We start from the raw sequence: 24,755 nt of genomic DNA, 5'->3' as shown, positions 1-24,755 counted from the left end.
AGGAAAAAGGCGCGGGAAACCGTGCCTTTTTCATTTCATCAACGGATTTGTTTGCGCCCCCCTGCATGGTTAATGGGGAATTAACCATCCAGCGACTAGGATCGGACCGATTCAATGTGCCCGGAGCATTTCCGCTTGGGGCCCAGCAAATATTTTCGGTTCGGGACAGGCTATATGCGGCAAGGATATTCGCCCTCATACCCGCTGCGTGACGAGCGGATTACGGAAGACAGGCTGAAACTGGCCAATCTCTTCCGCAGGCAGTTCTATATCCTGTTCGGATTGGGCCTTCTGGCGCTCACCGGCATGGCTGTCGGCGCATTGGCGACTTGGAATGTTGCCGATCCGAGCTTCAGTCATGCGACCGACAATCCGGTAACGAATGCGCTTGGTTATCCCGGCGCGGTGTTCTCTGACATCGCGATGCAGTTTTTCGGCCTGGCGAGTGTTCCCGCTCTGCTTCCCCTTGCCGTGTGGTCGCTTCTGATGATGACGCGCGGCGGCATCGGACGCATAGCCAAACGCAGTTTCGCATGGCTTGGCGCAGCACTCCTGTTCGCAGCCATCGCCAGCTGCTTCGCCGTACCCGAAAGCTGGCCGATGCCGATCGGTCTTGGTGGCGTCTTCGGAGACATGATCCTCAAGTTTCCGGGTCTCTTCCTCGGCAGTTTTCCGCAAGGTGCAATAGCATCGGGTATTGCACTTATCCTCGCAGTCCCGGCTTTCTGGCTCTGCCTTTTCGCTAGCGGTATCGTTGGGCGCGGTGCGGGGATCGTCAATTCTGCGCAGCCCTCGGCTCGTCGTAGTGTGGAGGAAGATGATTTCTCAGCAGATGACGAAGATGATGAAGCATCAGCCGGTAGTGGTTTCCAGCTTATGGGAGCACTCACCCATCTGGCACTGACCTCGACCGCGAATTTCAAGCGCCTGACCGGGCTTGGCCGTCGCCGCCCGCGTGCGGAAGATTTCGACGATATGCGCGTGGTGCGCCGTAACGCCGAAATACGCAATGCGCCGCGTCGTGAACCCGGTTTCGGTGCGCCTGCCGCTGCCGAGGACGAACCGCCTTTCGATATGGATGATATGGATGACGGCGCGCCGCTCGTCGGTCAGGAATGGCACGATGCGCCGCCGCCGCGGAGCCGCAAGGCCCGCGTGGAGCAGGCCGCCCCGTCGCCGAAACCTGGTCCACGCGCCCAACGCGAGGCACAGCCGTCCTTCCTCAAGGACAACGGCGTTTTCGAAATGCCATCACTGCATTTCCTCGCCGAGCCAAAGCTTGTCCAGCGCGATCCTGCGCTTTCCAAGGATGCGCTGGAACAGAACGCCCGTTTGCTGGAAGGTGTTCTGGAAGATTTCGGTGTGCGAGGTGAAATCATCAACGTTAAGCCTGGCCCGGTCGTCACGCTTTACGAACTGGAACCTGCGCCGGGTATCAAGTCTTCGCGCGTCATCGGCCTTGCCGACGATATCGCCCGCTCTATGAGCGCGATTGCAGCACGTGTGGCCGTCATTCCGGGCCGTAATGCCATCGGTATCGAACTGCCGAACCCGAAGCGCGAAATGGTTTATCTGTGCGAAATGCTGGCGAGCCGCGACTTCGAACAGTCCAAGGCGAAACTGGCGCTTGCGCTCGGCAAGACCATCAATGGTGAGCCGGTCATCGCCGACATCGCGAAGATGCCACATGTTCTCGTTGCCGGTACGACCGGTTCGGGTAAGTCGGTGGCGATCAACACAATGATCCTGTCCTTGCTTTATCGCATGACGCCGCAGGAATGCCGCCTGATTATGATCGATCCGAAGATGCTGGAACTCTCCGTCTATGACGGTATTCCGCATCTGCTGACGCCCGTTGTGACCGATCCGAAGAAGGCTGTCGTCGCGCTCAAATGGACCGTGCGTGAAATGGAAGACCGCTATCGCAAGATGTCGAAGGTCGGCGTGCGCAATATCGATGGCTTCAACCAGCGTGTCGGTCTGGCGCAGAAGAAAGGTGAACCGATCGCGCGCACCGTGCAGACCGGCTTCGACCGTAACACCGGTGAGGCGATCTACGAGACGGAAGAGCTCGATCTGGCGCCGATGCCCTATATCGTCGTCATCATCGACGAAATGGCCGACCTGATGATGGTCGCAGGCAAGGATATCGAAGGCGCGGTACAGCGTCTGGCGCAGATGGCGCGTGCGGCCGGTATCCATGTCATCATGGCGACGCAGCGTCCATCGGTGGACGTCATCACCGGCACGATCAAGGCCAACTTCCCGACCCGTATTTCCTTCCAGGTGACGTCGAAAATCGACAGCCGCACCATTCTGGGCGAGCAGGGTGCCGAACAGCTTCTCGGCCAGGGCGATATGCTCTTCATGGCTGGCGGTGGTCGTATCCAGCGCGTGCACGGACCATTCGTCGGCGACGACGAGGTGGAACGCATCGTGCAGCACCTGAAGCTTCAGGGCGTACCGGAATATCTCGATGCGATCACCGAGGATGAAGAAGACGACGAAAGCGGTAACGGCCCGGCTGGAACCGGCAATCTGGAAGATTCCGACGATCCGTACGATCAGGCCGTCGCCGTGGTGCTGCGTGACAAGAAGGCTTCGACCTCCTATATCCAGCGCCGTCTTGGAATTGGCTACAACAGGGCTGCCTCGATCATCGAACGTATGGAGGATGAAGGCATTGTCGGTCCGGCCAACCATGCGGGCAAGCGTGAAATTCTCGTCCCGACCGGTGACGATGATTTCTAAGCCGGGTGTATGACTGCGGGACGCCATACTCGCGCCCAACTGGCGGCGTAGTTCAACAGAATGATGAAAAGAGAAAGTTTGTCGATGATGTTCTCCCGTTTCTCCGCATTCGCGAAAGCTGGTCGCCTTGCAGCCGTGCTGGGAATGGGAGCGCTTGGACTTGGCATGACGTCGCTGGTTATAGCTCCCGTCGCCGCGATTGCGCAGGGTGCTGGCGGCGGCGCGGCGGCACAGCAGATCGCCGATCATTTCTCATCGGTTCGCACAATGACTGGCGAGTTCGTGCAGTTCGGCCCCAAGGGCGAGCAGACGGGTGGTACTTTCTATATCGAACGTCCGGGCAAAATCCGTTTCAACTACAATAATTCCCCGATCCGTGTGATTTCGGATGGCGAATCTGTTGTCATCAACAACCGCAAGCTCGATACCTGGGATCTCTATCCGCTGTCGAAAACACCCTTGAAGCTGCTTCTGGCAGACCGGATCGATCTTGGCGGTGGCCGTCTTCAGAATGTGAAGCAGGAGCCGGACATGACCACGCTGGTATTGGGCGACAAGTCGGTCTTCGGCGATTCGAAAATCACCATGATGTTCGACCCCAAATCCTATGAGCTGAAGCAGTGGACGATTACTGACGCACAGAAGCTCGACACGACGGTGATGATCTTTAACGTGCGCAGCGGCGTTCGGTTCACCGACGATATGTTCAAGATCGACTATCAGCGCATCGCCATGAAACGCAAAGGCCAGTAATCGTCAGTTTGTGATGTGCAACCGGTTTGCATTTGTCGGATAAATGATTAGGTTCGCGGCATCTTTTTCGTTGCTGCGAGTCCTATCTTCATGGCCTTTTCCGTTGCTACCTGGAACATCAATTCCGTTCGTCTGCGTATGCCGCTAGTCGAGCAGTTTTTGCGCGATTATCAGCCGGATGTTCTGTGTCTTCAGGAAACCAAATGCCCGGACGATCAGTTCCCGTCCAAGGGGTTCCGCGCGCTCGGTTATGAGCACATCGCGATCAGCGGCCAGAAAGGCTATCACGGCGTTGCAACAATATCGCGGCGTCCTCTGACGGGCGTGGAAAAGATCGGTTTCTGCGACATGGGTGACTGCCGCCATCTGAGCGCGGTGGTCGAAGCTGGCGGCAAAAAGCTTCGCATTCATAATTTCTACGTTCCGGCGGGTGGTGATGAGCCGGACCCCGAGATCAATCCGAAGTTTGCGCATAAGCTGGCTTTTCTCGAAGAAATGCGCGCTATCGTTGCTGACCGGCAGGATGGCCATTCCTCCGTTCTCGTTGGCGATCTCAATATCGCGCCGCTCGAAAACGATGTCTGGTCGCACAAGCAGCTTCTCAAGATCGTCAGCCATACGCCGATCGAAACCGAGACGCTTGAAGACCTGCGTGTGAAAGGCGGCTGGAGCGACCTGATGCGGCAGCTTATTCCAGCTGACCAGAAGATCTTCACCTGGTGGAGCTATCGCGCCAAGGATTGGGCCGAATCGGATCGTGGCCGCAGGCTGGATCACGTCTGGGGTTCTGCCGATCTTAAAGGGCATATGCAGGGTCTGCAAATCCTTCGCGATGCGCGCGGTTGGGACCGCCCATCGGACCATGTGCCAGTCATTGCGACATTTGATCTGGATTGATCGGATCGTAAGGCCTATATAAGAGCCGGTTTAGAAGAGGAGAGAAGAACGATGGATCGGATTGCACTGTTTCAAATGACCAGTGTTTTCAACGTTTCCATGGTTCGCGATGTCTGCTCTTCTTACACTTCAGGATGTTTCCTGCGTTACGGCTGATGGCCGTACTCTCTTCGAATCCATCAATTTCAGCATAGCCGAAGGCCGCATCGGTCTGGTCGGGCGCAATGGCGTGGGTAAATCAACGCTGTTGCGCATGATGAGTGGTGCGCTGCTTCCGACAAGCGGAAATGTGACCGTAAACGGGACCATCGGTGTTTTGCGGCAGAACGTCGGCGGCGATGGTACTCAGACGCTGGCGGATCTTTTCGATGCGCGCACAGATTGCGACAGACTGGCACGTGTCGAACAGGGTTTGGCCAATGACAGCGATCTGGATGAGGCAGACTGGTTTCTGCCGCAGCGCTTTACCGACGCGCTGCAGCAGCTTGGTTTGCCTGATATGGCTCCCGATACCTCCCTTTCAATCTTGAGCGGAGGCCAGCAGACACGCGCGGCGCTTGCGGCTCTCATCTTCCGCAGGCCTGATCTCATTTTATTGGACGAACCGACCAATAATCTCGATCGTGCCGGTCGTTTGGCAGTCGTCGATTTGCTGACCGCCTGGCGCGGTGCAGCCGTGGTGGTCAGCCATGACCGTGAACTGTTGCAGTTCATGGATGCGATAGCTGAATTATCGCCCGACGGGCTGCGGTTCTACGGTGGCAATTGGGATTTCTATCACGGGAAAAAGACCGAGGAGCGTGAGACAGCAGCGCGCGATCTCGCAACGGCACGGCGCGAAGTCAAACAGGCCGAACACAAGGCGCAGGCTGCCGTTGAAAGACAGGCGCGCAGCGATGCCCGTGGCCGCACGTCGCGCGCCGATGCTGGGATGAGCAAGTTATTGCTCGATGCCCGGGAAGACCGTGCGCAACAGTCGAAAGGCCGGGGCGATGCACTGGCGGAGCGCCAGTCCAATCGGGTCAACGAGCAGTTGCGGGAGGCGGAGGCAAAGGTCGAACGGGTAAAGCCGATGCATTTTAATGTGGCTGGTGCGGTTCCGCCTTCCGGTCGCGTCATGCTCGATATGCGAGATGTCTCGGGCGGGCCGCAAGCCGATTATCCGGTAATCCGCGACCTGTCATTGAAGATCGTGGGGGCCGAGCGGGTGGTTGTCGCGGGGCCGAACGGGGCAGGCAAGACTAGCCTGTTGCGGCTGATGACAGGGGAGCTTCAACCAGCAACAGGAACCGTTGTGCGCCCGGCGCGTGTGGCGATGTTCGACCAGCAGAAGAGCCTGATGGATCGTGGCCAGACGCTTTATGAAAACTACCGGCGTCTCAATCCGGGGTCGAACGACAATGATGCGCGTGCTGCGCTGGCGCGTTTTTCGTTTCGCGGCGAGGGAGCTTCACTGCTTGCCGGTAGTCTGAGCGGAGGCGAATTGTTGCGGGCAGCACTTGCCTGCGTTCTTGGTGGAACAGAGCTTCCAGAACTCCTGATCCTCGATGAACCGACAAATCATCTGGATCTTGATTCCATTGAGGCGCTGGAAACCGCTCTCAATGCCTATGAAGGAGCATTGATCGTCGTGAGCCACGATCAGGCTTTTCTCGATGCTATCGGAATGGAAAGGGTGATCGCGCTTTAATCGCCATTAAGGCGCGGTGCGACTTTTTCGATTTCGCCGATCAGCTCCAGAAGATTGCGGCTGATATGCGAATGAAGCGCTGCCGCCACTTCCGGGTATTCTTCCAGAATGCGCCGGAAGATTGCGCGGCTTATGCGGATAACCTCGGTTTCCGCTTCGGCGACCGCACCGGTAAGCCGCGAGGTCTGTGCGATCAACGCCATTTCGCCAATCATGGCGCCGGGACCGACAGGGCGGATCGCAATCCGCCCTTCGTCTTGTTCGTGAAACAGGGTGATGTTGCCCGATACGACGATATAGGCGCAGTCGGCGCTTTGCCCTTCACGGAAAAGCTCGCGCCCGGCTCTGAGCACCAGGCGTTCCGCGCCGAAGGCAAGCAACCGCAGCTGTTCGGGCGTGAAAGACTCGAACAGACCTACCGTTCCGAGAATACGAATATCGTCATCAAGCGCCATGGATCGTCAATACACCTGCATCGGGCGCTGTCCATCATGGGACAAGCTTGTATCCCCCGCTTTCTGTAACCAGAAGCGTCGCATTCGACGGATCTTTTTCGATTTTCTGGCGCAAACGATAGACGTGGGTTTCCAGCGTATGCGTGGTCACGCCCGAATTATAGCCCCATACTTCTTCAAGCAGCACATCGCGACCGATAACCTTGTCGCCAGCACGATAGAGATACTTGATGATCGCCGCTTCCTTTTCAGTGAGACGGATCTTGCTGCCCTTCTCGTCGATGAGCAGCTTCTGGCCGGGCTTGAACGTATAGGGGCCGACGATGAAGGTCGCGTCCTCGCTCTGCTCATGCTGGCGCAGCTGTGCACGCACCCGAGCCAGAAGCACGGCGAATTTGAACGGCTTGGTGACGTAATCATTGGCGCCCGATTCGAGGCCGAGAATCGTATCTGATTCCGTATCGTGACCGGTGAGCATGATGATCGGTGCCTTGAAACCACCCTTGCGCAGCAATTTTACAGCTTCACGTCCATCCATATCCGGCAAGCCGACATCCATGATCAGGAGATCTACAATGCCGTTTCGCGCAGTCTGAATACCCTTGGTGGCATTGTCTTCCTGCAGAATCTGGAATTCTTCGCACAGCTCCAGCTGTTCGACGAGGATAGAACGGAGATCTTCGTCATCGTCCACAATCAGTATCGTACGGCCTGTCATGCCTGTCCTCGTTACTCTTTGATTTAAATGGCTCTTGGTGTTTTATGACATTTAATGGAGACAAGTTGAAGCGGCGAAACGCGAAACAGGTTTTTGCTCTCGCCGACAACGGTTTTACACATGCATGACACGGAGGCGGGGGCTTGGCCAGATACGAATTTAGCCGGGGAATTGGCGTCATTGATGTGCGGGCCAAACCGGGCCACAAGACTCGCGGTTTGCTTGTTGCCGGCAATCTGGTGCTGGAATGCGCTCTTGGCAAGGGGGGAATCACCGCTTTCAAGCGTGAAGGTGACGGAGCGACGCCTCTGGCGACCATGCGGCTGCTCTATGGATACCGGCGCGGAGACAAGGGCCTGTTGCCGTCATCGCGGTTGCCGCTCGGGCGTGTCCGCCGTCTGGACGGCTGGTGCGATGCGCCTTCCGACGCCAATTACAACCGCCCCGTCAGGCTGCCTTATGCGGCAAGCCACGAGGATATGTGGCGGCGCGATGACCTTTATGATATCTGCATTGTCATGGACTGGAACATTGCGCCACGTCGTCGTGGATGCGGCAGCGCGATATTCTTTCATCTGGCGCGACCCGGCTATACGCCGACCGAAGGCTGCATAGCATTGAGGCGCGCCGATATGGCGCGCCTCCTGCCTCATCTGACGGACCGGACGATGATCCGTGTCTTAAGGTAATCTTCTCAGTGTGCAGCAGCGGCAACGATTCTGACTTCATTGCCGTCGGCGTCATAGAGCTTGCCGTTCAGGAAATAGTCTCCGTCATGCAGCTCCGAGATGTTGTGATGGCGGATGATGCGTTCTGTGCCTTCCGCGAAGACTGACATCTGGTTGCTGTTGCCGAGTTTGATTTCATTGAACATCAGGTTGAGTGCAATGGCCATCAGCGCTGCCGAACTGATACCGGAATGGAAGATGGTCTCAAACCAGGTCGGAAAGTGGTGATAGAACTGGGGCGCGGCGATCGGGATCATGCCGAAGCCGATCGAGGTTGCCACGATGATGAGATTGATATTGTTCTCATAGTCCACTTTGGCGAGCGTGCGGATGCCGCTTGCAGCCACTGTGCCGAACAGGACGATACCCGCTCCGCCCAGAATGGCCGGAGGAACACAGGCAATCACCCGACCCATCACCGGCAGGAGGCCGAGCGTGATAAGGATCAGCCCGCCGGTCGCCACCACGTAGCGGCTTTTCACACCCGTCACCGCAACAAGTCCGACATTCTGCGCGAAAGCGCTCTGCGTGAACGATCCGACAATTGGCGACAGGATGCTTGAAAGCATATCCGCGCGCAGGCCATTGGCGAGACGTCGAGAATCCACTTTGGTGCCGAGGATTTCACCGACAGCCAGAATATCGGCGGAAGTCTCGACGAGCGTGACCATGATCACGATGAACATCGAGAGCGTTGCCGCAAGGCTGAACACCGGCATGCCGAAATGGAAGACCTCCGGCAGTGCCACCATCGAACCTTCGCCTACCCGCGAAAAATCGGTCATGCCGAGCGCCCACGCAATAAAGGTTCCGATGACCATGGCGAGCAGGATCGAAAGCCGGGAAATCGTGGCATTGCCCATCTTGCTGAGAATGAGGACGATAACCAGGGTAAGGCCTGCAAGACCGATATTGGCCATGCTGCCGAATTCGGGGCTATTGCTGTCTCCGCCCATCGCCCACCGCGCCGCGACGGGCATCAGTGTCAGGCCGATGGTGGTGATGACGATGCCGGTGACAAGCGGTGGAAAGAAGCGCGTGATACGCGAGAATATCGGTGTGATGACGAGGCCGATCACGGCTGCTGCAATGACGGCGCCCAGCACGACCTGCAAGCCTGCTTCACCCGTTTGGCTTGACGTGACGATGGCCACCATGGTGGCGACGCCCGAAAAAGAGACGCCCTGAACCAGAGGAAGCTGACAGCCGAAAAAGGGTATGCCAATGGTTTGCAGGACCGTCGCGACGCCGCCGGCAAAAAGCGATGCGGTGATCAGCAGGCCGATTTCGGTCGGGCTGAGACCTGCCGCCTGGCCGATAATCAGCGGAACTGCTACGATACCACCATACATGGTCAGCACGTGCTGAAAGCCATATGCCAGATTGGCAGCTACAGATAGTTTTTCATCTTCGGGACGCGAAAGCGTATCCGCCCCGGACTGGTGCGTATTCAATGATACTCCCTCCCAGCAGGCGTGAACGCATCGCCAGCCTGCTCTCTCCGTTCTTCCCGCGCTGGATCGTCATGGCGCAATGTCTTTCGACACCGAGCCGACGATGAAATGCGCGATGTCTCCTCCAAAGACATGTCGCAGGAGTATAACCGCAGCCGTCCGGATGACTGTGTCTCTTTTGCTTGAAATTGTTTTCGATGCGAGAGCGCTAATGTTGAGGGAGTTTATTAGCCGTCGATTTTGGCGCGGGCTTCTCTCATCGCATCGCGCAGCACTGCGAAAATGTAAGGTTCCAGCGATTGCGCAACATTGAAGCGCAGAAAACCGATTGCTGTGCGTGATGGGCTGAAGACATCGCCTGGTGCCAGAAGCACACCCTTCTCCAGAGCATGCCGGGCAATCTGGCCGGAGTCCAGCCCATCCGGCAATTCCGCCCAAAGGAACATGCCGCCTTGCGGCTCGGTCCACAGCGTGAGGCCTTCCGCTTTCAAGCGATTGGCGGTCAGCGTCATGGCATCGGCCAGTTTGGCGCGTAAGCTGTCGATATGACGGCGATAGGTACCGTCGGTCAGAAGTGCATGCACGATTTGCGGTGACAATGCATTGCCGCCGAAGCTGGTGGCGAGTTTCAGGTCGGTGAGCCCGTCGATCCAGTCGCGACGCCCGGCAATATAGCCGACGCGGGCGGCAGCGGACAGCGTCTTGGAGAAGCTGCCGATATGCAGGACGCGCTCGAACCCGTCGAGTTCGGCAAGAAGCGGCGCGGGCGAGGGATGGAAGTCGCCGAAGATATTGTCCTCAACGAGCGTGACGCCATGCGCTTCGGCAAGCTTCAGCAGGCGGTGAGCGGTGGCTGGCGTCATCGAGCCGCCGGTCGGGTTATGCAGTCCGGCATTGGATATATAGAGTTTCGGCGCGTGTTCGCTGGCCGCTCTTGCAAAGGCTTCGAGGTCCGGGCCGGTATGGGTATAGGGCACGCCGACGAGTTTTACACGATGCGTCAGAAGCACCGCCTGAAAATTGAAATAGCACGGATCATCGACCAAAACGGTATCGCCTGGCTGCAGAAGATAACGGCAGATGAGATCTATGGCCTGGGTGCCGGAATCGGCCAGAAGTATTTCTCCGCTGGAGACGTCGACACCCTGTTCGCCGAGCCGGTGAGCAAGATGCTGGCGTAGCGGTCGGAAACCGAGCGGTTCGCCATAGGTGGCTAGATTGCTTGTCTCGTCGCGGGCAACCATGCGCATCGCCCGACGGATCGCGTCCTGCGGAAGCCACGCGTCGGGCAGCCAACCGCATCCGGGTTTGAGTGTGGCGTCGTCTGCCTCTAGTGATTGTCGCATGACCCAGAAAGGATCGATCTGGCGTTCCTTGTGCGGTGTGTTGGTGGCGAGTGAAAACGGCTGACGTGCGCGCTCCGAGACATAGAAGCCTGCTCCGCGCCGCGACTGGATGATGCCCTCCGCCGCCAGCCTGTCATAGGCTTCAACGACGGTGGATTTCGAGACGTTCATCGTTTCGGCAAGGCGTCGGATAGAGGGCAGTCGTGCACCCGGCGCGAGGCTCATCGCGGTGATGCGTCCGCGAATAATGCCCATCACCTTTTCAACGAGCGGGGTCCTGTCGGCGGTGGCGTTTTCATCGCCGCGCTCGATCTCGCCGCTTGCGTAAGCGGCTTCTACAGCTTCAAGGCTGCGTAGCAGGCCCGTCGAAATCATCTGTACCATTCCTTGTACCAGTACAGTTTGTCAGAATTGTCCGGAAACTGTCTCTGATTATTCGGGCGGTTTCGCGGCATTGTCTTCCAAACCCATATACGATTTTAAAGAAAGCCGAAAAGACACAATGCGTGAGAATGTTGGGAATAAGACCGCGGGATGGATTAACGGGTTCTTGGGCGTATTGATTTTTTCCGGGTCGCTACCGGCAACGCGGCTGGCGGTGATCGATATCGATCCGACCTTCCTGACAATGGCGCGCGCTTCGATTGCCGGTGTGCTGGGACTGGCGCTGTTGCTGGCGTTTCGGGAACCTTTTCCCCGTCGTAACGATGCAATCTCACTGATTGTGGTGGCGCTCGGCGTGGTGGTCGGCTTTCCGCTTCTGACAGGGCTTGCCCTCCAGCACATGACGTCTGCCCATGCGATTGTCTTTATAGGACTGCTTCCGCTCGCCACGGCAATCTTCGCTGTCCTGCGCGGCGGAGAGCATCCGCGCCCAATGTTCTGGCTGTTTTCAGTGGTTGGAAGCTTTATCGTCGCTTCCTATGCCTACGGACAGGGAAGCCAATCCACGCTTCTGGGTGACGTGCTGATGCTCGCTGCCGTTATCGTCTGCGGTCTGGGCTATGCCGAAGGCGCGCAACTTTCGCGCAGGCTCGGCGGCTGGCAGGTTATCTGCTGGGCGCTGGTGTTTTCGCTGCCGGTCATGCTGCCACTGAGTCTCATGACACGCCCGGAGACATGGACAGGCATCGGTACGCCAGCCTGGATAAGCCTTGGCTATGTCTCGCTGTTTTCGATGCTGATCGGCTTTTTCTTCTGGTATCGCGGTCTTGCGCAGGGTGGAGCGGCCACGGTGGGCCAGTTGCAGCTTCTCCAGCCCTTTTTTGGCCTTATGCTGGCGGCCGGTATTGCGGGGGAACCAGTCAGCATGGGGATGGTTGCGACGGCAGTGGTGGTCGTCATCTGCGCGGCGGGTGCGAAGAAATTTGCTTAAATAAATGCCCATACGGTCGTGCGCTTCACTTCCGCGTCTTCAAGGGCGCGGGTGACGGGCACGGTATAGACGGCAAGCTGCTGCAGCCGGTCCTTGGGCAGATAGGCGCGCCCCGGATCGCCGATGATGATGCTCGCGCCGCGTTCGGCAAGCTTCATGAACCATGGAATAAGCCGGTCGGCGAGCGTCTTTTCATAAAAGACATCACCTGCCAGAATTATGTCCCAGCCATCGTCCTTCTCGATGAAGTCGTTCAGAGAGGGGAAAACCGACACGCCATTGGCTGATGCATTGATCTCGATGGCCGGAAGCGCGAAGGGGTCGATGTCCGACGCCAGCACGCTTGATGCCCCTGCCTGCATGGCGGCAATGGCGACAAGGCCGGAACCGGATGCAAAATCGAGTACCGTCTTGTCTTTCACCGTTTCGGGATGATCAAGGATATAGCGTGCCACACCCTGACCACCAGCCCAGGCGAAAGCCCAGAAGGGCGGTGGCAGGCCGATTGTGGCGAGTTCTTCCTCTGTCTTGTGCCAGAGGTCGTGCGCTTCATCGGCCAGATGCAAAAGAATTTCCGGCACGTGCGGCGGAGCTTGCAGACTGGTATTGGCCAGAATGAAATCGCGCGCGCTTTTATGTGCCGGATTGAGCATCAGAGTATGTCTTCCCAAAGCGGGAGCCGTTCTGGGGATACAGACATGCTCATGCCAAAGCGCTCTTTGCGTCCATTCCGCCCATGCGGCAAACTTCGATCCATTCGTCTTCCGTCACCGGCTGAACCGAAAGGCGCATTGAGGTGACGAGCGCCATCTTCTCCAGCTTTGGATTGGCCTTAACGTCTTTCAGCGTGACCGGCTTCGGCATGTCGCGGACGGCCCTGATGTCCACGCAGTCCCAGCGCGGATCGTCCGTGGTACTGTCAGGATGTGAAAGGGCGCAGACCTCGACGATGCCGACGACTTCCAGCCCTTCATTGGAATGATAGAAGAAGCCTTTGTCGCCCAGTTTCATGGCGCGCATGTTGTTGCGCGCCAGATAATTGCGCACACCGTCCCACTGCTCGCCTTTTTCGCCACGGGCTTTCTGCATTTCCCACGACCATTTGAACGGTTCGGATTTGAACAGCCAGTAAGCCATCAGTCATGAGCCTCAAGCGTTGGCGGGATTATTGATCGCCCAGTTCCACGGACGCACGGTCACGCTCTCGAACAGGCCTGCCAATGCATAAGGATCATTGGCAGCGATCTTTTCCGCTGCGGCCTTGTCGGCAGCTTCCACAACGACCAGACTGCCGTTCGGCTTGCCATCTTCACCGAGGAAAGGGCCTGCAAACTTCAGCCTGTCACCAAGACCCTTGAGATAGTCGAGATGTGCAGGGCGCGTATCGAGGCGCACTTGCAGATGGTCCGGCTTGTCGTTGCACAGAAGAGCAAAAAGCATTGTCAATTATCCTTTCCATTCGAGCATGATCTTGTCCGAAAACCGGTTCCCACTTTTCGGGATCACGCTCTAGTCCTCGGTCTTGAGTGGTCGGTTGAGCAGAGCCGTCACGGCTTCGTCAATGGTGATGGTGCCGTCAAGCAGCGCACCCGTCGCATCGATGATGGGTGCGGAGATGGCGTGCTTGCGGCATAATTCGGCGGCAATCGGAGCGGTCGCCACACCTTCGGCAAGCGGGCGATTGATCAGATCCTCGCCACGTCCGAGCGCCAGCCCGTAGGAGTAATTGCGCGATTGCGACGAAGAGCAGGTCAGCATCAGATCGCCGAGGCCGGAAAGCCCCATGATGGTTTCGGGCCTGGCACCCATGGCCTGTCCGATGCGGCGCAGCTCCGCAAACCCGCGCGTGACGAGAGCAGCCTGAGCGCTTGCGCCGAAACCGCGCCCGACGGCAGCACCGGCGGCGATGGCGAGAACATTTTTCAGGGCACCGCCGATTTCGACCCCTTTAAGATCGGTTGTCGAATAGCAGCGGAAAGCTGGACCAGACAGAAGTGCTGCGAGCTGATCGGCGGTTACAGCGTCCTCGCAGGCAATAGTCACGGCCGTTGGAAGCCCTCGGGCAACATCTGTTGCAAAGCTTGGACCGGATAGTGCAGCGATCCGGTGGTTCGGCAGAACTTCGGCCACAACTTCCGACATCAATCGTCCGGTGCTGCGTTCGATCCCTTTCGCGCAGAGTACGACAGGTGCGGTTTGCGGAATAAGGTTGCTCAGTTGCGAAAGCCCGGCGCGCATCGCCTGTGCGGGAATGACGGCCAGAACGGCATCCGCACGCTCGACTACGGCGACCGCGTCTGTGCTTGCATTAATGGCGGCGGGAAGCTCGATTTCGCCTAGATAGCGCGGATTGCGGTGTGTCCGGTTGATGGCTTCGACCATCGCCTCGTCACGGGCATACAGACATGTATCGTGGCCGCTGCTGCATGCCATGGCCGCAAGGGCTGTGCCCCAGGCGCCGCCACCCAGAATGGCGATCTTGCTAGTTTTTCCGCTCATATCCCGACCGCTCATGCCTTGGCCCCACGTCGTCCGGTTCCGATCAGCGGAGCCGACTTTTCGTCAAGCGGCCAGCGCGAACGCGGTGCAAGATCAAGCCTATCGGGGGCGTCGGTCGCCGCACGTTCGGCACCGGCCCAGGCAATCATCGCAGCATTGTCGGTGCACAGATCGAGGGGCGGAGCGACGAAGCTGAAACCGTGCCGGGCGCAAAGCGTTTCGAGCGCTGCGCGCAAGGTCTTGTTGGCCGCGACCCCGCCAGCAACGACAAGCGCCGGTGTTTCGCAATCGGGAAATTCGTTTCTGAAACGTTCAAGTGACCGACCCACCCGATCGGACAGCGTGTCGGCGACTGCGGCCTGGAAAGAGGCGCAGATATCGGCCACGTCCTGATCCGACAATGGAACCAGTTCTGTTGCCGTCTGGCGTACCGCCGTCTTGAGGCCGGAAAAGGAAAAATCGAGTCGTGCTTCGCCTTTCAACGGTCTTGGCAATGCGAATCGCTTCGGATCGCCCTGATGCGCCATGCGTTCGACTGCCGGGCCACCTGGATAAGGCAGGCCCAGTAGCTTTGCCGTCTTGTCGAAAGCTTCGCCGAGTGCATCGTCGATTGTTGTGCCAAGCCGTTCGTAGTCGCCAATGCCGCGTACCAGCACCATCTGCGTATGACCGCCGGAAACGAGCAGCAGCAGATAGGGAAATAGCAGGCCCTCGGTCAGACGCGCCGTCAATGCGTGGCCTTCCAGATGGTTGACGGCATAAAATGGCTTCTGTGCGGCCATGGCCAGCGCCTTGGCGGTCATCAGCCCGACGATCAGTCCGCCGATCAGCCCCGGCCCTGCCGTGGCTGCCACCGCATCGACGTCGGCAAGTTTCATGTCAGCATCGTCCAGCGCGCGTGCAATCAGCCGGTCCAGCGCTTCGACATGGGCGCGTGCGGCAATCTCGGGCACCACGCCGCCATAAGGTTCATGCTCGGCGATCTGGCTCAGAACCACATTGGACAGAATCCGTCCTCGGCCCAGATCGTCACGTTCGACGATTGCGGCGGCTGTTTCGTCGCAACTTGTTTCTATTCCAAGAATGCGCATTTGCGGTTAGACCCTGCCTGTCTCATAATTCGTTGAAAATCCGGTACCATGGACGGCGCAATATGCAAACAGCATCCTTGAAGAATGGCACGTTGAAGATAGGCACGCGGGGCAGCAAGCTTGCTCTCGCCCAGGCTTACGAGACGCGTCGCCACCTGATGGAGGCGCATGGTCTGCCGGAAGAAGCCATCGAAATCATTCCCATGTCGACGGCGGGCGACCGCATTCAGGATCGCGCACTTTCCGAAATCGGCGGCAAGGGGCTTTTTACCGAAGAGATCGAACAGGCATTGACGGAGGGACGAATCGATCTCGCGGTCCATTCCACCAAGGATATGCCGACGGTTCTGCCCGATGGTCTTCATCTTTCCATTTTCCTTGAGCGCGAAGATCCGCGTGATGCCTTTATCGGTCGTACGGCTTCGCGCCTTGTCGATCTGCCGCAGGGCGCGACGGTCGGTTCGTCATCATTGCGCCGTCAGGCTTTGATCCGCCGCCTTCGCCCCGACATTCAAGTGGTGATTTTTCGGGGCAATGTCGATACCCGCCTGCGCAAGCTGGAAGCCGGAGAAGTTGACGGGACGTTTCTCGCCTGTGCGGGATTGCGACGTCTGGGGCTTGGCGATGTCATTACCGACCTGGCCGATCCGGAAAGCTTTCCGCCTGCGCCGGGGCAGGGCGCCATCGGGATTGAAACGCGTATCGGCGATACACGCATCGATGCGCTGCTCGCGCCCCTTGCGCATCGCGAAACAGGTATCGCCCTTGCCTGTGAACGGGCATTTCTGGCCGCGCTAGACGGCTCCTGCCGTACGCCGATCGCTGGTCTTGCAACAGTGAACGGTGACACGGTTTCCTTTCACGGCATGATTTTGAAGCCGGACGGGTCTGAAGCGCACGAGATAAGGACCGAAGGTCCGGCATCGAATGCTGCCGCACTTGGTACGGAAGCCGCAGAACATCTGCGCGCGAAGGCCGGTCCCCAATTCTTCGAGGGCTGGGAGTAGATTTGGCGGGGCCAGCGCAAATTGCATCGCTTGGTCGCGTTCTGGTAACGCGGCCACAGCCAGCTAGCTCCGGGACCGCCGCAAAACTGGCGTCGAGGGGCTATGAGCCGGTTCTGCTTCCGCTGAGCCGGACCGTTGCGCTCTCCTTTGTTCTGCCCGATGGCCCATTTTCGGCTTTGACGGTGACGAGCGCAAATGCGTTTCACCACATGAACACGGAACGGCTGAAGCCGTTTCTTGATTTACCGCTTTTTGCCGTGGGTCAGGGAACAGCGCAGGCGGCGCGGAAGGCCGGGTTCGGTCAGGTGATCGATGGTGGCGGCGATGCGGTTCGTCTTGCGGCGACGATGCGGCGCAATCTTCCCCAACAATCCCGTGTTCTTTATCTCGCTGGACGCGTGCGCCAGCCGGTGTTCGAAGACGAGATGCGGGCCGCTAAGCTCGATATGCACGTCGCCGATGTCTATGACACGGAGGTGATTCCTTATTCTGCGCCAGCACTTCTGGACGTGCTTCATGGCGCGCCTTTTGTCGCGGTCATGCTTTATTCCGGCGTTGCTGCGACGAGCTTTGTTGAAGCGATGCGTGAAATCACGCTGCCTTTTGACGAGAAAACGCGGTTTTTGTGCATTTCTGTCCGCGTGGCCGACCGGTTGCCGCCGCTCTGGCGGGCAAATGCCCTTGTTGCAGACCACCCGGATGAAGGCGGACTTTTCCGGCTATTTGCCAAACTTTGACTCATTTCGGCGCAACCTTCCTTCATCTGGCGATTTTATCTGTTAGAGTCTGAGGCAACCAATCGGCGTTTACGAGAGGATCCATGGCGAAACCCGGCACTCCGCGACATTCCAAATCGGCCCGCAATCCCGTGACGATCAATCTCGATCCATCGGATGTGAAGCGGGTTGACGAACCGGCGAAAGCGACGCCCGATGCGGAGCCGGTAGGAAGCTTTTCAAAACCTGAGAACCCAAAGCCGGAAACCCCGAAGTCCACATCGCCTAGACCGGAAGCAGCGACTGCCGAAAAGACCGTGAAAACCGAAACGCCGGAAAACTCGACATATGCCAGGCCGCCTTTTACGTCAGGCGTGAAACCTGAAACCCAGCAGCCTGCGCAAAAGAGCGGTGCGACCGTGTCACATCTTCTGGCCGGTGTTGCCGGTGGTGTTATAGGACTTGGCGGTTTGCTGGCGCTGCAATGGGGCAATGTTATTCCCTCTCCGGGTACAAGAGTGACGGCGGAACAGCTCGCGCATATGGAACAGCAGATTGCCGATCTGCGGAGCAATCCAACGCCTGCGCCGCTTGATGATGCGAGCCGCGCGCAGCTTGCAGCGCTGGAAAAGAACGTACAGGCCGCCGAGATCAAGTCAGAGGCGGTCGCAGGTTCCTTCGCCGATCTTCAGCAGCAATTTGCGGCCTTGCCGAAAGAAGCCGCTCAGGACGCGGCAGTGGATACCACCGCTCTGACAGAGCGGCTGGATGCGCTGGAGAGCAAGCTTTCAGCGGCGCAGAACCGGGCGGATGAGGCGACCGCCGGAGTTTCGGGAAACAGCGGCACGATTTCATCCCTCGAATCGAAACTGACCTCCTTGCAGGAAAAGGTCACCCAGACTTCACGCCAGCCCGATGCAACGGCGCTTATAGCGGCGAATGCGCTGAAAACCGCGATTGATCGCGGCGGTTCGTTCAAGGCGGAACTGGATACTTATGCGTCGGTGGTGCCCGACGAGGCATCCATCGAACAGCTCCGTACCCTCGCCGACAAGGGCGTCCCGACTGTTGCCGACCTGAATGCCTGGTTTGGTGCCGTTGCAAACCGGATCATCGCGACGGAGAACAAACTGCCTCCCGATGCCGGAATTTGGGATCAGCTTGTCGCCAGCGCCAGAGGATTGGTAAACGTGCGCCCGGTTGCTGGCAATGTTAGCGGCACCGGTGTCGGACCGATCACGGCCCGTATGGAAGCTGCCCTCCAATCCGGCGATCTGGAGCGTGCGCTTAGCGAATGGGAGCAGTTGCCTGCCGATGCCAAGGCCACCTCACAGGAATTTGCCGATCAGGTGCGGGCGCGACGGGATGCTGATGCGCTTGTGCAGCGCCTTGTTGCGGATAGCCTGAAACCGAAGGTTTCGGCGGGTGAAACCGGCGGGGCTCCGGCCTCTTCCGGTCAATAGGAGGCAGGCCAATGCTGCGTGTCCTGTTCTATCTCGCCATTGTTGCTGCGCTTGGTTTCGGCTTTGCATGGCTTGCGGACCGTCCGGGCGAACTTGATGTCACCTTCGCGGGCAACCACTACAATGTGCCTCTGATAACCGCTGTTGCGGGGATCGTTGCCATTGTCGCGGCCATTCTTATCCTGTGGTGGCTCATCAAGAGCATTATCCAGTCACCTTATACGCTGCGCAGGCATTTTCGCGCGCGCAAGCGCGATCGTGGCTATCAGTCGCTTTCGACCGGTTTAATTGCGGCCGGTGCAGGCGATGCGGAAGCGGCGCGCCGCATGACGAAGCAGGCAGGGAAATTGCTGAGTTCCGATCAGGAGCCGCTGATAAAGCTTCTCGAAGCGCAGACCGCGATGCTGGAAGGCCGCACGGAAGATGCCCGCAATGGCTTCGAGGCGATGGTGGAGGATCCCGAGACAAGGTTGCTCGGCTTGCGTGGGCTTTACATTGAAGCCCAGCGTGTTGGTGCTCGCGATGCCGCCCGCCATTACGCTGCCGAAGCCGTCAGCCAAGCACCGCAGCTTGAATGGGCCTCTTCGGCCATGATGGGCCAGCTGTGTGCCGAGGGCGATTGGGATGGAGCGCTGAAGCTTGTCGATGCGCGCAAGCAGGCTCTCGCCCACAGCAAGGATGTGGTGAAGAAGGAACGCGCTGCATTGTTGACTGCCAAGGCGATGGCAGTCGTCGATGTCGATCATGCCCAGGCAAAGGCGCTGGCGCTGGAGGCAAACAAGCTCGCGCCCGATCTGGTGCCCGCCGCCATGGTTGCTGCGCGTGCCCTTTTCGCTGATGGCGACGTGCGGAAAGGCTCGAAAATTCTTGAAGCGGCCTGGAAGCGGTTTCCGCATCCGGACATTGCATCAACCTATGTCTATGCACGATCCGGCGATACGGCACAGGATCGACTGAAGCGTGCAAAGCATCTCGTATCGCTGCGCTCCAATAATGCCGAAGGCAGTCTTGCACTGGCGCGCGCTGCTTATGAGGCGGGCGATTATCGCCTTGCTCGCGACAATGCCGAGCAGGTTCTACGCGCTTCGCCGCGCGAAAGCGCCTATCTGCTGCTTGCCGATATTGAAGAAGCCGAAACCGGCGATCAGGGCAAGGTTCGTGAATGGCTGGCGCGTGCGGTCAAGGCGCCGCGCGATCCTGCATGGACTGCCGATGGCTATGTTTCCGAACAATGGTCACCTGTATCGCCAGTCACGGGACGCCTCAACAGTTTCGAGTGGAAAGTTCCCGTCGTGGCGCTCGCTCCTGCGATTGAAGCGGAAAAGCCCGAAATCAAGGGCCCGGTCGAGGCGAAGCCGGTCAATCAGATTGTTCTGGCAGAGCTGCGGGACAAGGCCGAAATGGCGGATGTTTCCGCGGGAGCCGAGAGCAAGCCGGTTGTTCGCGATATCGAGGAGGCCGAGGTCATTATTCCCGCTGCTGAGCCCATGAAGGTGTCGCCAGCAACTCCGGTAAAGAAGGCGGAAGAAGTGAAACCGCCAGTCGCCGATGTTATCGTGACTGACGACGATGCGAACGAGGAACCCCGTCGCGCGCATCTCGTGGTGGACGATCCGGGTGTCGACGAAAGCAAATCTTCGCAGAAGGTGCAGAGTGGATTGAAGCTTTTCTGATCAGGCTTTCCGCGAATCGTTGCCGAAAAACAACGCAGCGCATCTCTCGGGCGGTAAACGGCGGTGTAAGACAGTTTACCGCCTTGCGTGGCGCATTCAGCCCGTTACCTTCGATGTTGCTAACTAAATATGCCGGAATCGCGTTTACGGTCGGCAAGCAGTGAATGTGGCAGCGAGGGTGAATGTTCGATCGTCTTTTGGATTTTTTAAAAGAACTCCCGGCCAGCGGTTTTCGTGACCGGAATGAAAAATTCTCCAATGACGATCCACGACTGGCTGCCGCTGCACTGCTTTATCACATCATGGATGCCGATGGTGAAACGCGTGAAAGCGAGCGTAAAAAGCTCTCTTCAATGCTGTCGCAGAAATACGGGCTGAAGGGCGATAGCCTGAAACGGCTGATCCTTGCCGCGGAAAAAGCCGATCAGGAAGCGATAGATTTATCGGATTTCACATCGGTTCTGAAGCGACAGCTTGACTATCAGGCACGTCTCGACCTGATCGGCCTGATGTGGGAAATGGTCTATGCCGATGGCAAGGTGAGCGAAGTCGAGGCCGACGTGATGTGGCGCGTGGCGGAACTCGTCGGCATCCGGCAGGATGACCGGAATGCCATTCAGGAGCGCATGGACAAGGCGAGCCGTAGCACATCTGCTTCCTGATGACCTCCTATAGCTCGAACGATCAGACTCGTCCTTGCAAGTGACGGGCCTTGCGCAATTGCGGGAACATGGCCGCCCAAGCGACCGCAACGGCGATTGATCCCAATCCGCCAATGACGACGGCCGGAACAGCGCCGATGGCTGCGGCCATCAGACCGGCACGGAATTCGCCAAGCTCGTTCGATGCTCCGACAAAGACCATGTTGACGGCATTGACGCGACCGCGCACGTGATCAGGCGTCCAAAGCTGCATCAGCGTTTCGCGGATATAGACGCTGATCATGTCAGCCGCACCCGCAAATGCCAGGGCAACAACGGACAGCCAAGTCAGTGTCGAGACGCCGAAAATAATATTGAAGAGGCCGAAGAGGCCAACGAAGATGAACATCACGCGGCCTGCATGGTCGCGGATCGGATGTCCGGCAAGCCAGACGGCAGTCAGGACAGCCCCGATGCCTGGAGCTGAGCGCAGCAGCCCAAGCCCCCAAGGGCCGAGATCGAGAATGTCTCGCGCATAGATTGGCAGCAGAGCCACCGTTCCGCCGAGGAGCACGGCGAAAAGGTCGAGCGAAATCGCGCCGAGGACAATCTTTTCCTTCCAGATGTAGCGGAAGCCAGCCAGCATGCTCGTCAGCGAGCGCTGCTCGGTAAGCGTGTGCTGTTTGGGCTTTGGAATGGAGAAGATCAGGAAGGAGCCGATCAGCAGGAACAGCGTCGCGATGGAATAGGCCGCGACCGGAGAAATGCCATAGAGCAGGCCACCTGCAACCGGTCCCACGATTGTCGCTACCTGCCATGCCGATGAATTCCATGAAACGGCGTTCGCGAAATCCTCCGTGGGTACAAGATTGACGACCAGCGATGCGGAAGATGGGCCGAGAAACGCGCGTGCGACACCAAAAAGAGTTAGTGCTGCAAAGACGGTCAAGGGCTCGAACAGACCTGCAAGGGTCAGGCAGAGCAACAACGCCGTCACCACGCTTTCCAGAATGAGCGACAGGCCCATGATGAAGCGCCTGCCGAAACGGTCGGCAGCAGCGCCGGTTACCAGAACCAGCAACAGGGCCGGCAGGAATTGCACCAGTCCGACCATGCCCAGATTGAAGGCGTCACGGGTGAGATCATAGATCTGCCAGCCCACCGACACACTCACGATTTGCACCGCAAATGCGCTCAGGAAACGGGCGCCCCAGTATTTTTTGAAGGCAGAGTGCCGGAATGCTGCGTAACGATCCGCAGAAGAAGCATCAGTGGAGGGGGACATTGCTCATAACATCTAAAGCATTTCCAGCAAAAGTGCGAAGCGGCTTTGCTTGGGATAATGCGCAACAACAAGAAGATAGATGTTACTTACAGCATCCTTCCCATGATCGGAACCACTTTTTGTGAACGGTTTTGTGAGTGCTGTATCAGACAGTGACGGTACAGCTTCACAAACAAAAAGGCCGGTTCAAACCAGCCTTTCATTGCTGTCGTTCTGGATCAGTCCTTGCCGAGCAGGCCTTTCCAGATAATCGCTCCGATAGCCGCGCCGACAAGCGGTGCGACCCAGAACAGCCAGAGTTGGCTGAGTGCTGCCGTGTCGGCGAAGAGAGCGACGCCGGTCGAACGGGCCGGGTTGACCGATGTATTGGTGACCGGGATCGAAATCAGATGGATCAGGGTCAGGCCGAGACCGATGGCAATCGGGGCAAAGCCAGCCGGAGCCAGCGACGAGGTAGAGCCCAGAATGATGATGAGGAAGAAGGCCGTCAGGATTATCTCGATGAGCAGGCCCGCCATCATGCTGTAGCCGCCCGGCGAAAGTTCGCCATAGCCGTTCGAAGCGAGACCACCGGCGGAGAAGCCTTCCTTGCCTGATGCGATGAGGAAGAGCACGGCTGCAGCTGCAATGGCGCCCAGAACCTGTGCAACCCAGTATGGGATCAGGTCTTTGGCCGGAAGGCGACCAGCTACCATGAGGCCCAAGGAAACGGCGGGGTTGAAATGACCGCCGGAAATGCCGCCTACAGCATAGGCCATGGTAAGGACAGTCAAACCGAAGGCGAGGGCGACGCCGAGAAAGCCGATGCCCAGTTCAGGGAAGGCTGCGGCGAGAATTGCGCTGCCGCAACCGCCGAAAACAAGCCAGAATGTTCCGAAAAATTCAGCCGACAATTTGTTCAGCATGGAAGTCCCCAGGGTTGGTGTAGTGAAAATGTCATATGCGAATCATATAGCAAGAAGCATATAATCGTCTTTTTCTTCGGACAATCATGTTTAACTTTATTGACGGTTTTTGTTCTCTGTGGATTTTTCCTGTCATTTCAGTAAATAAAAAAGCTATTCTTCATATATTCGATATTGCTTTTATATCTCTTCTAAATTGGTTCCTAGTGGACAGTAAGAATTGGTCGGTCGGACCTTTTAAAGCCGTCGATCCCGCTCAGCCATATTGCGGAGCAGGGCGGCGGCACGTTATAAGCGCAGATGTCGAACGGGCGACGCTGGCTGATACAAGAGTGTTTAGCCGGGATTTCGCGGGGCAGATTGGAGTTGTCAGCCTTGAACACTCATCGTGGGACGAAAACGCAAAGGCTCGTTTTGGAGGCCGTCAAAGTCGTTCCGATTGTTGCAGCCTTGTCCGGCTGCACGGCGACTGCATGGACCGAAAAGGTGAAGATCGACAGCACGCCAATGCCGACGGAATGCGCGGGCTGGGAGAAGATCGATCTCAAGCAGCGCACGACATTGGTCCTTTTGCGCGAGGACCCGCGCCTTGTGGTCGAGATCGACTCGCACAATCTCAAAGGGCGTAACCTCGGTTGCTGGCAGTAGCCGGACTGCTTCAGGCCGGGGCGGCCAGTCGCACATCGACTTTCTCGATGGTGCCGCGCAGCGCAGGAAGCATTGTTTCGAAGTCGATATGTGCACCTGGTTTCAGCATTGCTTCTCCTGGAGCCAGGCGCCGTTCGCGCTTGCTGCCGTCGCTGTAGGTGATCATGACGATCAACGGCGGCGTGGCGCGTTCTTCGGATGTGGTGTTCCGTATGCGTCCGCCGACACTGAGAACATCGCCTTTATCATGTACTCCAACGCTGGTTTTGAGATCGGTTAGCTGAAGTGCCGAAATGAGTGGCAGGGTCGGCTGCCTGACGGAAGGAGGCTTGTCGGCAAGCAGTGTATATCCGCCCGCTATCCAGAAGGCGGTCGTCGCGCAAAGAGCGACGAAAACCCAATAGCCGAAACCGGGCCATCCGCTGGGGAGACTTGTTTCGGACATAAGCTTGCTTGGCGCAAACGGCTTCTGCGGAATGCTGTGTGAGAAGGATTCTGGCGACGGCGAGGCCGGGACAATGGTTTCGAATTCAGCATCCTCGACCGGTCCGGCATCGGAAGTAAACCATGCTGCGCGATGGTTTTCGCGCAAAGGCACGCGCGACATCTGCGCTTTCGATGGTTGTTTCGCCATCATGCCGTCATCTTCCTTTGCGTTTT

24 protein-coding genes are annotated in these 24,755 nt (G+C 58.0%); 12 read left to right on the top strand and 12 right to left on the bottom strand.

All coding sequences use genetic code 11. The features are described from left to right. Window positions 1-174 precede the first annotated feature (174 nt). The 4 genes from MKS82_RS12825 (at window position 175) to MKS82_RS12810 (ending at window position 6,091) form a co-directional block, all read left to right on the top strand. Window positions 175-2,751 (top strand): DNA translocase FtsK, encoded by a 2,577-nt coding sequence (locus MKS82_RS12825; RefSeq protein WP_240578909.1) that lies wholly within the window; start codon window positions 175-177, stop codon window positions 2,749-2,751. Between the two features lie 84 nt (window positions 2,752-2,835). Then, on the top strand, window positions 2,836-3,504 hold the full coding sequence (locus MKS82_RS12820; RefSeq protein ID WP_176036575.1) for an outer membrane lipoprotein carrier protein LolA: 669 nt from the start codon (window positions 2,836-2,838) through the stop codon (window positions 3,502-3,504). Window positions 3,505-3,594: 90 nt separating this feature from the next. Further along, on the top strand, window positions 3,595-4,401 hold the full coding sequence (xth, locus tag MKS82_RS12815; protein WP_109988599.1) for an exodeoxyribonuclease III: 807 nt from the start codon (window positions 3,595-3,597) through the stop codon (window positions 4,399-4,401). 109 nt (window positions 4,402-4,510) lie between these two features. Beyond that, window positions 4,511-6,091 carry an ABC-F family ATP-binding cassette domain-containing protein gene (locus MKS82_RS12810; protein WP_109988598.1) on the top strand — a complete coding sequence of 527 codons (1,581 nt, stop codon included), beginning with the start codon at window positions 4,511-4,513 and terminating at the stop codon, window positions 6,089-6,091. On the opposite strand, the gene MKS82_RS12805 is transcribed toward MKS82_RS12810, so the two are convergent. Beyond that, window positions 6,088-6,546, bottom strand: coding sequence for a cyclic nucleotide-binding domain-containing protein (locus MKS82_RS12805; protein WP_109988597.1), 459 nt, complete (start codon window positions 6,544-6,546; stop codon window positions 6,088-6,090). The genes MKS82_RS12810 and MKS82_RS12805 overlap by 4 nt on opposite strands. 34 nt (window positions 6,547-6,580) lie before the next feature. Then, the gene (locus tag MKS82_RS12800; RefSeq protein ID WP_109988596.1) at window positions 6,581-7,264 is read right to left on the bottom strand and encodes a response regulator transcription factor; all 684 of its coding nucleotides are present in this window, start codon (window positions 7,262-7,264) and stop codon (window positions 6,581-6,583) included. A gap of 143 nt (window positions 7,265-7,407) precedes the next feature. Between MKS82_RS12800 and MKS82_RS12795 the strand changes: the two genes are divergently transcribed. Further along, window positions 7,408-7,953: a L,D-transpeptidase family protein gene (locus MKS82_RS12795; RefSeq protein ID WP_109988595.1), complete on the top strand. Its 546-nt coding sequence runs from the start codon at window positions 7,408-7,410 to the stop codon at window positions 7,951-7,953. A gap of 5 nt (window positions 7,954-7,958) precedes the next feature. Here MKS82_RS12795 and MKS82_RS12790 read toward each other — a convergent pair whose 3' ends face one another. Next, on the bottom strand, window positions 7,959-9,446 hold the full coding sequence (locus MKS82_RS12790) for a nucleobase:cation symporter-2 family protein (protein ID WP_176036578.1): 1,488 nt from the start codon (window positions 9,444-9,446) through the stop codon (window positions 7,959-7,961). 227 nt (window positions 9,447-9,673) lie between these two features. Then, window positions 9,674-11,167 carry an aminotransferase-like domain-containing protein gene (locus MKS82_RS12785; protein WP_109988593.1) on the bottom strand — a complete coding sequence of 498 codons (1,494 nt, stop codon included), beginning with the start codon at window positions 11,165-11,167 and terminating at the stop codon, window positions 9,674-9,676. A gap of 127 nt (window positions 11,168-11,294) precedes the next feature. On the opposite strand from MKS82_RS12785, the gene MKS82_RS12780 reads away from it, so the two are divergent. Continuing rightward, the gene (locus MKS82_RS12780; protein ID WP_240578908.1) at window positions 11,295-12,167 is read left to right on the top strand and encodes a DMT family transporter; all 873 of its coding nucleotides are present in this window, start codon (window positions 11,295-11,297) and stop codon (window positions 12,165-12,167) included. Here MKS82_RS12780 and MKS82_RS12775 read toward each other — a convergent pair. The 5 genes from MKS82_RS12775 to tsaD form a co-directional block, all read right to left on the bottom strand. After that, on the bottom strand, window positions 12,164-12,820 hold the full coding sequence (locus MKS82_RS12775) for a class I SAM-dependent methyltransferase (RefSeq protein ID WP_109988591.1): 657 nt from the start codon (window positions 12,818-12,820) through the stop codon (window positions 12,164-12,166). The genes MKS82_RS12780 and MKS82_RS12775 overlap by 4 nt on opposite strands. 49 nt (window positions 12,821-12,869) lie before the next feature. Next, the gene (locus MKS82_RS12770) at window positions 12,870-13,304 is read right to left on the bottom strand and encodes an EVE domain-containing protein (protein WP_109988590.1); all 435 of its coding nucleotides are present in this window, start codon (window positions 13,302-13,304) and stop codon (window positions 12,870-12,872) included. A 12-nt stretch (window positions 13,305-13,316) separates the two neighbouring features. Beyond that, window positions 13,317-13,607 carry a YciI-like protein gene (locus MKS82_RS12765; RefSeq protein WP_109988589.1) on the bottom strand — a complete coding sequence of 97 codons (291 nt, stop codon included), beginning with the start codon at window positions 13,605-13,607 and terminating at the stop codon, window positions 13,317-13,319. A 69-nt stretch (window positions 13,608-13,676) separates the two neighbouring features. Then, the gene (locus MKS82_RS12760) at window positions 13,677-14,666 is read right to left on the bottom strand and encodes an NAD(P)H-dependent glycerol-3-phosphate dehydrogenase (RefSeq protein ID WP_240578907.1); all 990 of its coding nucleotides are present in this window, start codon (window positions 14,664-14,666) and stop codon (window positions 13,677-13,679) included. Between the two features lie 11 nt (window positions 14,667-14,677). Beyond that, window positions 14,678-15,757: a tRNA (adenosine(37)-N6)-threonylcarbamoyltransferase complex transferase subunit TsaD gene (gene tsaD, locus MKS82_RS12755; RefSeq protein WP_109988588.1), complete on the bottom strand. Its 1,080-nt coding sequence runs from the start codon at window positions 15,755-15,757 to the stop codon at window positions 14,678-14,680. 62 nt (window positions 15,758-15,819) lie between these two features. On the opposite strand from tsaD, the gene hemC reads away from it, so the two are divergent. From hemC to MKS82_RS12730, 5 genes are all read left to right on the top strand, one after another. Then, complete coding sequence (hemC, locus tag MKS82_RS12750; protein ID WP_109988587.1) at window positions 15,820-16,764, top strand: hydroxymethylbilane synthase; 945 nt, start codon at window positions 15,820-15,822, stop codon at window positions 16,762-16,764. Window positions 16,765-16,766: 2 nt separating this feature from the next. After that, window positions 16,767-17,501 (top strand): uroporphyrinogen-III synthase, encoded by a 735-nt coding sequence (locus tag MKS82_RS12745; protein ID WP_109988586.1) that lies wholly within the window; start codon window positions 16,767-16,769, stop codon window positions 17,499-17,501. An 83-nt stretch (window positions 17,502-17,584) separates the two neighbouring features. Next, window positions 17,585-18,943, top strand: coding sequence for a COG4223 family protein (locus MKS82_RS12740; protein ID WP_109988585.1), 1,359 nt, complete (start codon window positions 17,585-17,587; stop codon window positions 18,941-18,943). A gap of 11 nt (window positions 18,944-18,954) precedes the next feature. Then, window positions 18,955-20,616 carry a heme biosynthesis protein HemY gene (locus MKS82_RS12735; protein WP_109988584.1) on the top strand — a complete coding sequence of 554 codons (1,662 nt, stop codon included), beginning with the start codon at window positions 18,955-18,957 and terminating at the stop codon, window positions 20,614-20,616. A 182-nt stretch (window positions 20,617-20,798) separates the two neighbouring features. Beyond that, window positions 20,799-21,278: a tellurite resistance TerB family protein gene (locus MKS82_RS12730; protein WP_109988583.1), complete on the top strand. Its 480-nt coding sequence runs from the start codon at window positions 20,799-20,801 to the stop codon at window positions 21,276-21,278. A gap of 22 nt (window positions 21,279-21,300) precedes the next feature. Here the strand turns inward: MKS82_RS12730 and MKS82_RS12725 are convergent, their stop codons facing one another. Next, window positions 21,301-22,542, bottom strand: a complete 1,242-nt coding sequence (locus tag MKS82_RS12725) for an MFS transporter (RefSeq protein WP_109988582.1) — start codon at window positions 22,540-22,542, stop codon at window positions 21,301-21,303. A gap of 218 nt (window positions 22,543-22,760) precedes the next feature. Then, window positions 22,761-23,447, bottom strand: coding sequence for an aquaporin Z (gene aqpZ, locus MKS82_RS12720; RefSeq protein WP_109988581.1), 687 nt, complete (start codon window positions 23,445-23,447; stop codon window positions 22,761-22,763). 375 nt (window positions 23,448-23,822) lie between these two features. Between aqpZ and MKS82_RS12715 the strand changes: the two genes are divergently transcribed. Continuing rightward, entirely contained in the window at window positions 23,823-24,095 is a 273-nt protein-coding gene (locus tag MKS82_RS12715; RefSeq protein ID WP_109988580.1) for a hypothetical protein, read from the top strand. Between the two features lie 10 nt (window positions 24,096-24,105). Here the strand turns inward: MKS82_RS12715 and MKS82_RS12710 are convergent, their stop codons facing one another. Then, window positions 24,106-24,732 (bottom strand): hypothetical protein, encoded by a 627-nt coding sequence (locus MKS82_RS12710; RefSeq protein WP_181394311.1) that lies wholly within the window; start codon window positions 24,730-24,732, stop codon window positions 24,106-24,108. Window positions 24,733-24,755: the final 23 nt, after the last annotated feature.

Source organism: Ochrobactrum sp. A-1, from assembly GCF_022488005.1.
GTDB lineage: Bacteria > Pseudomonadota > Alphaproteobacteria > Rhizobiales > Rhizobiaceae > Brucella.
This window is presented reverse-complemented; position numbering and strand designations above follow the sequence as displayed.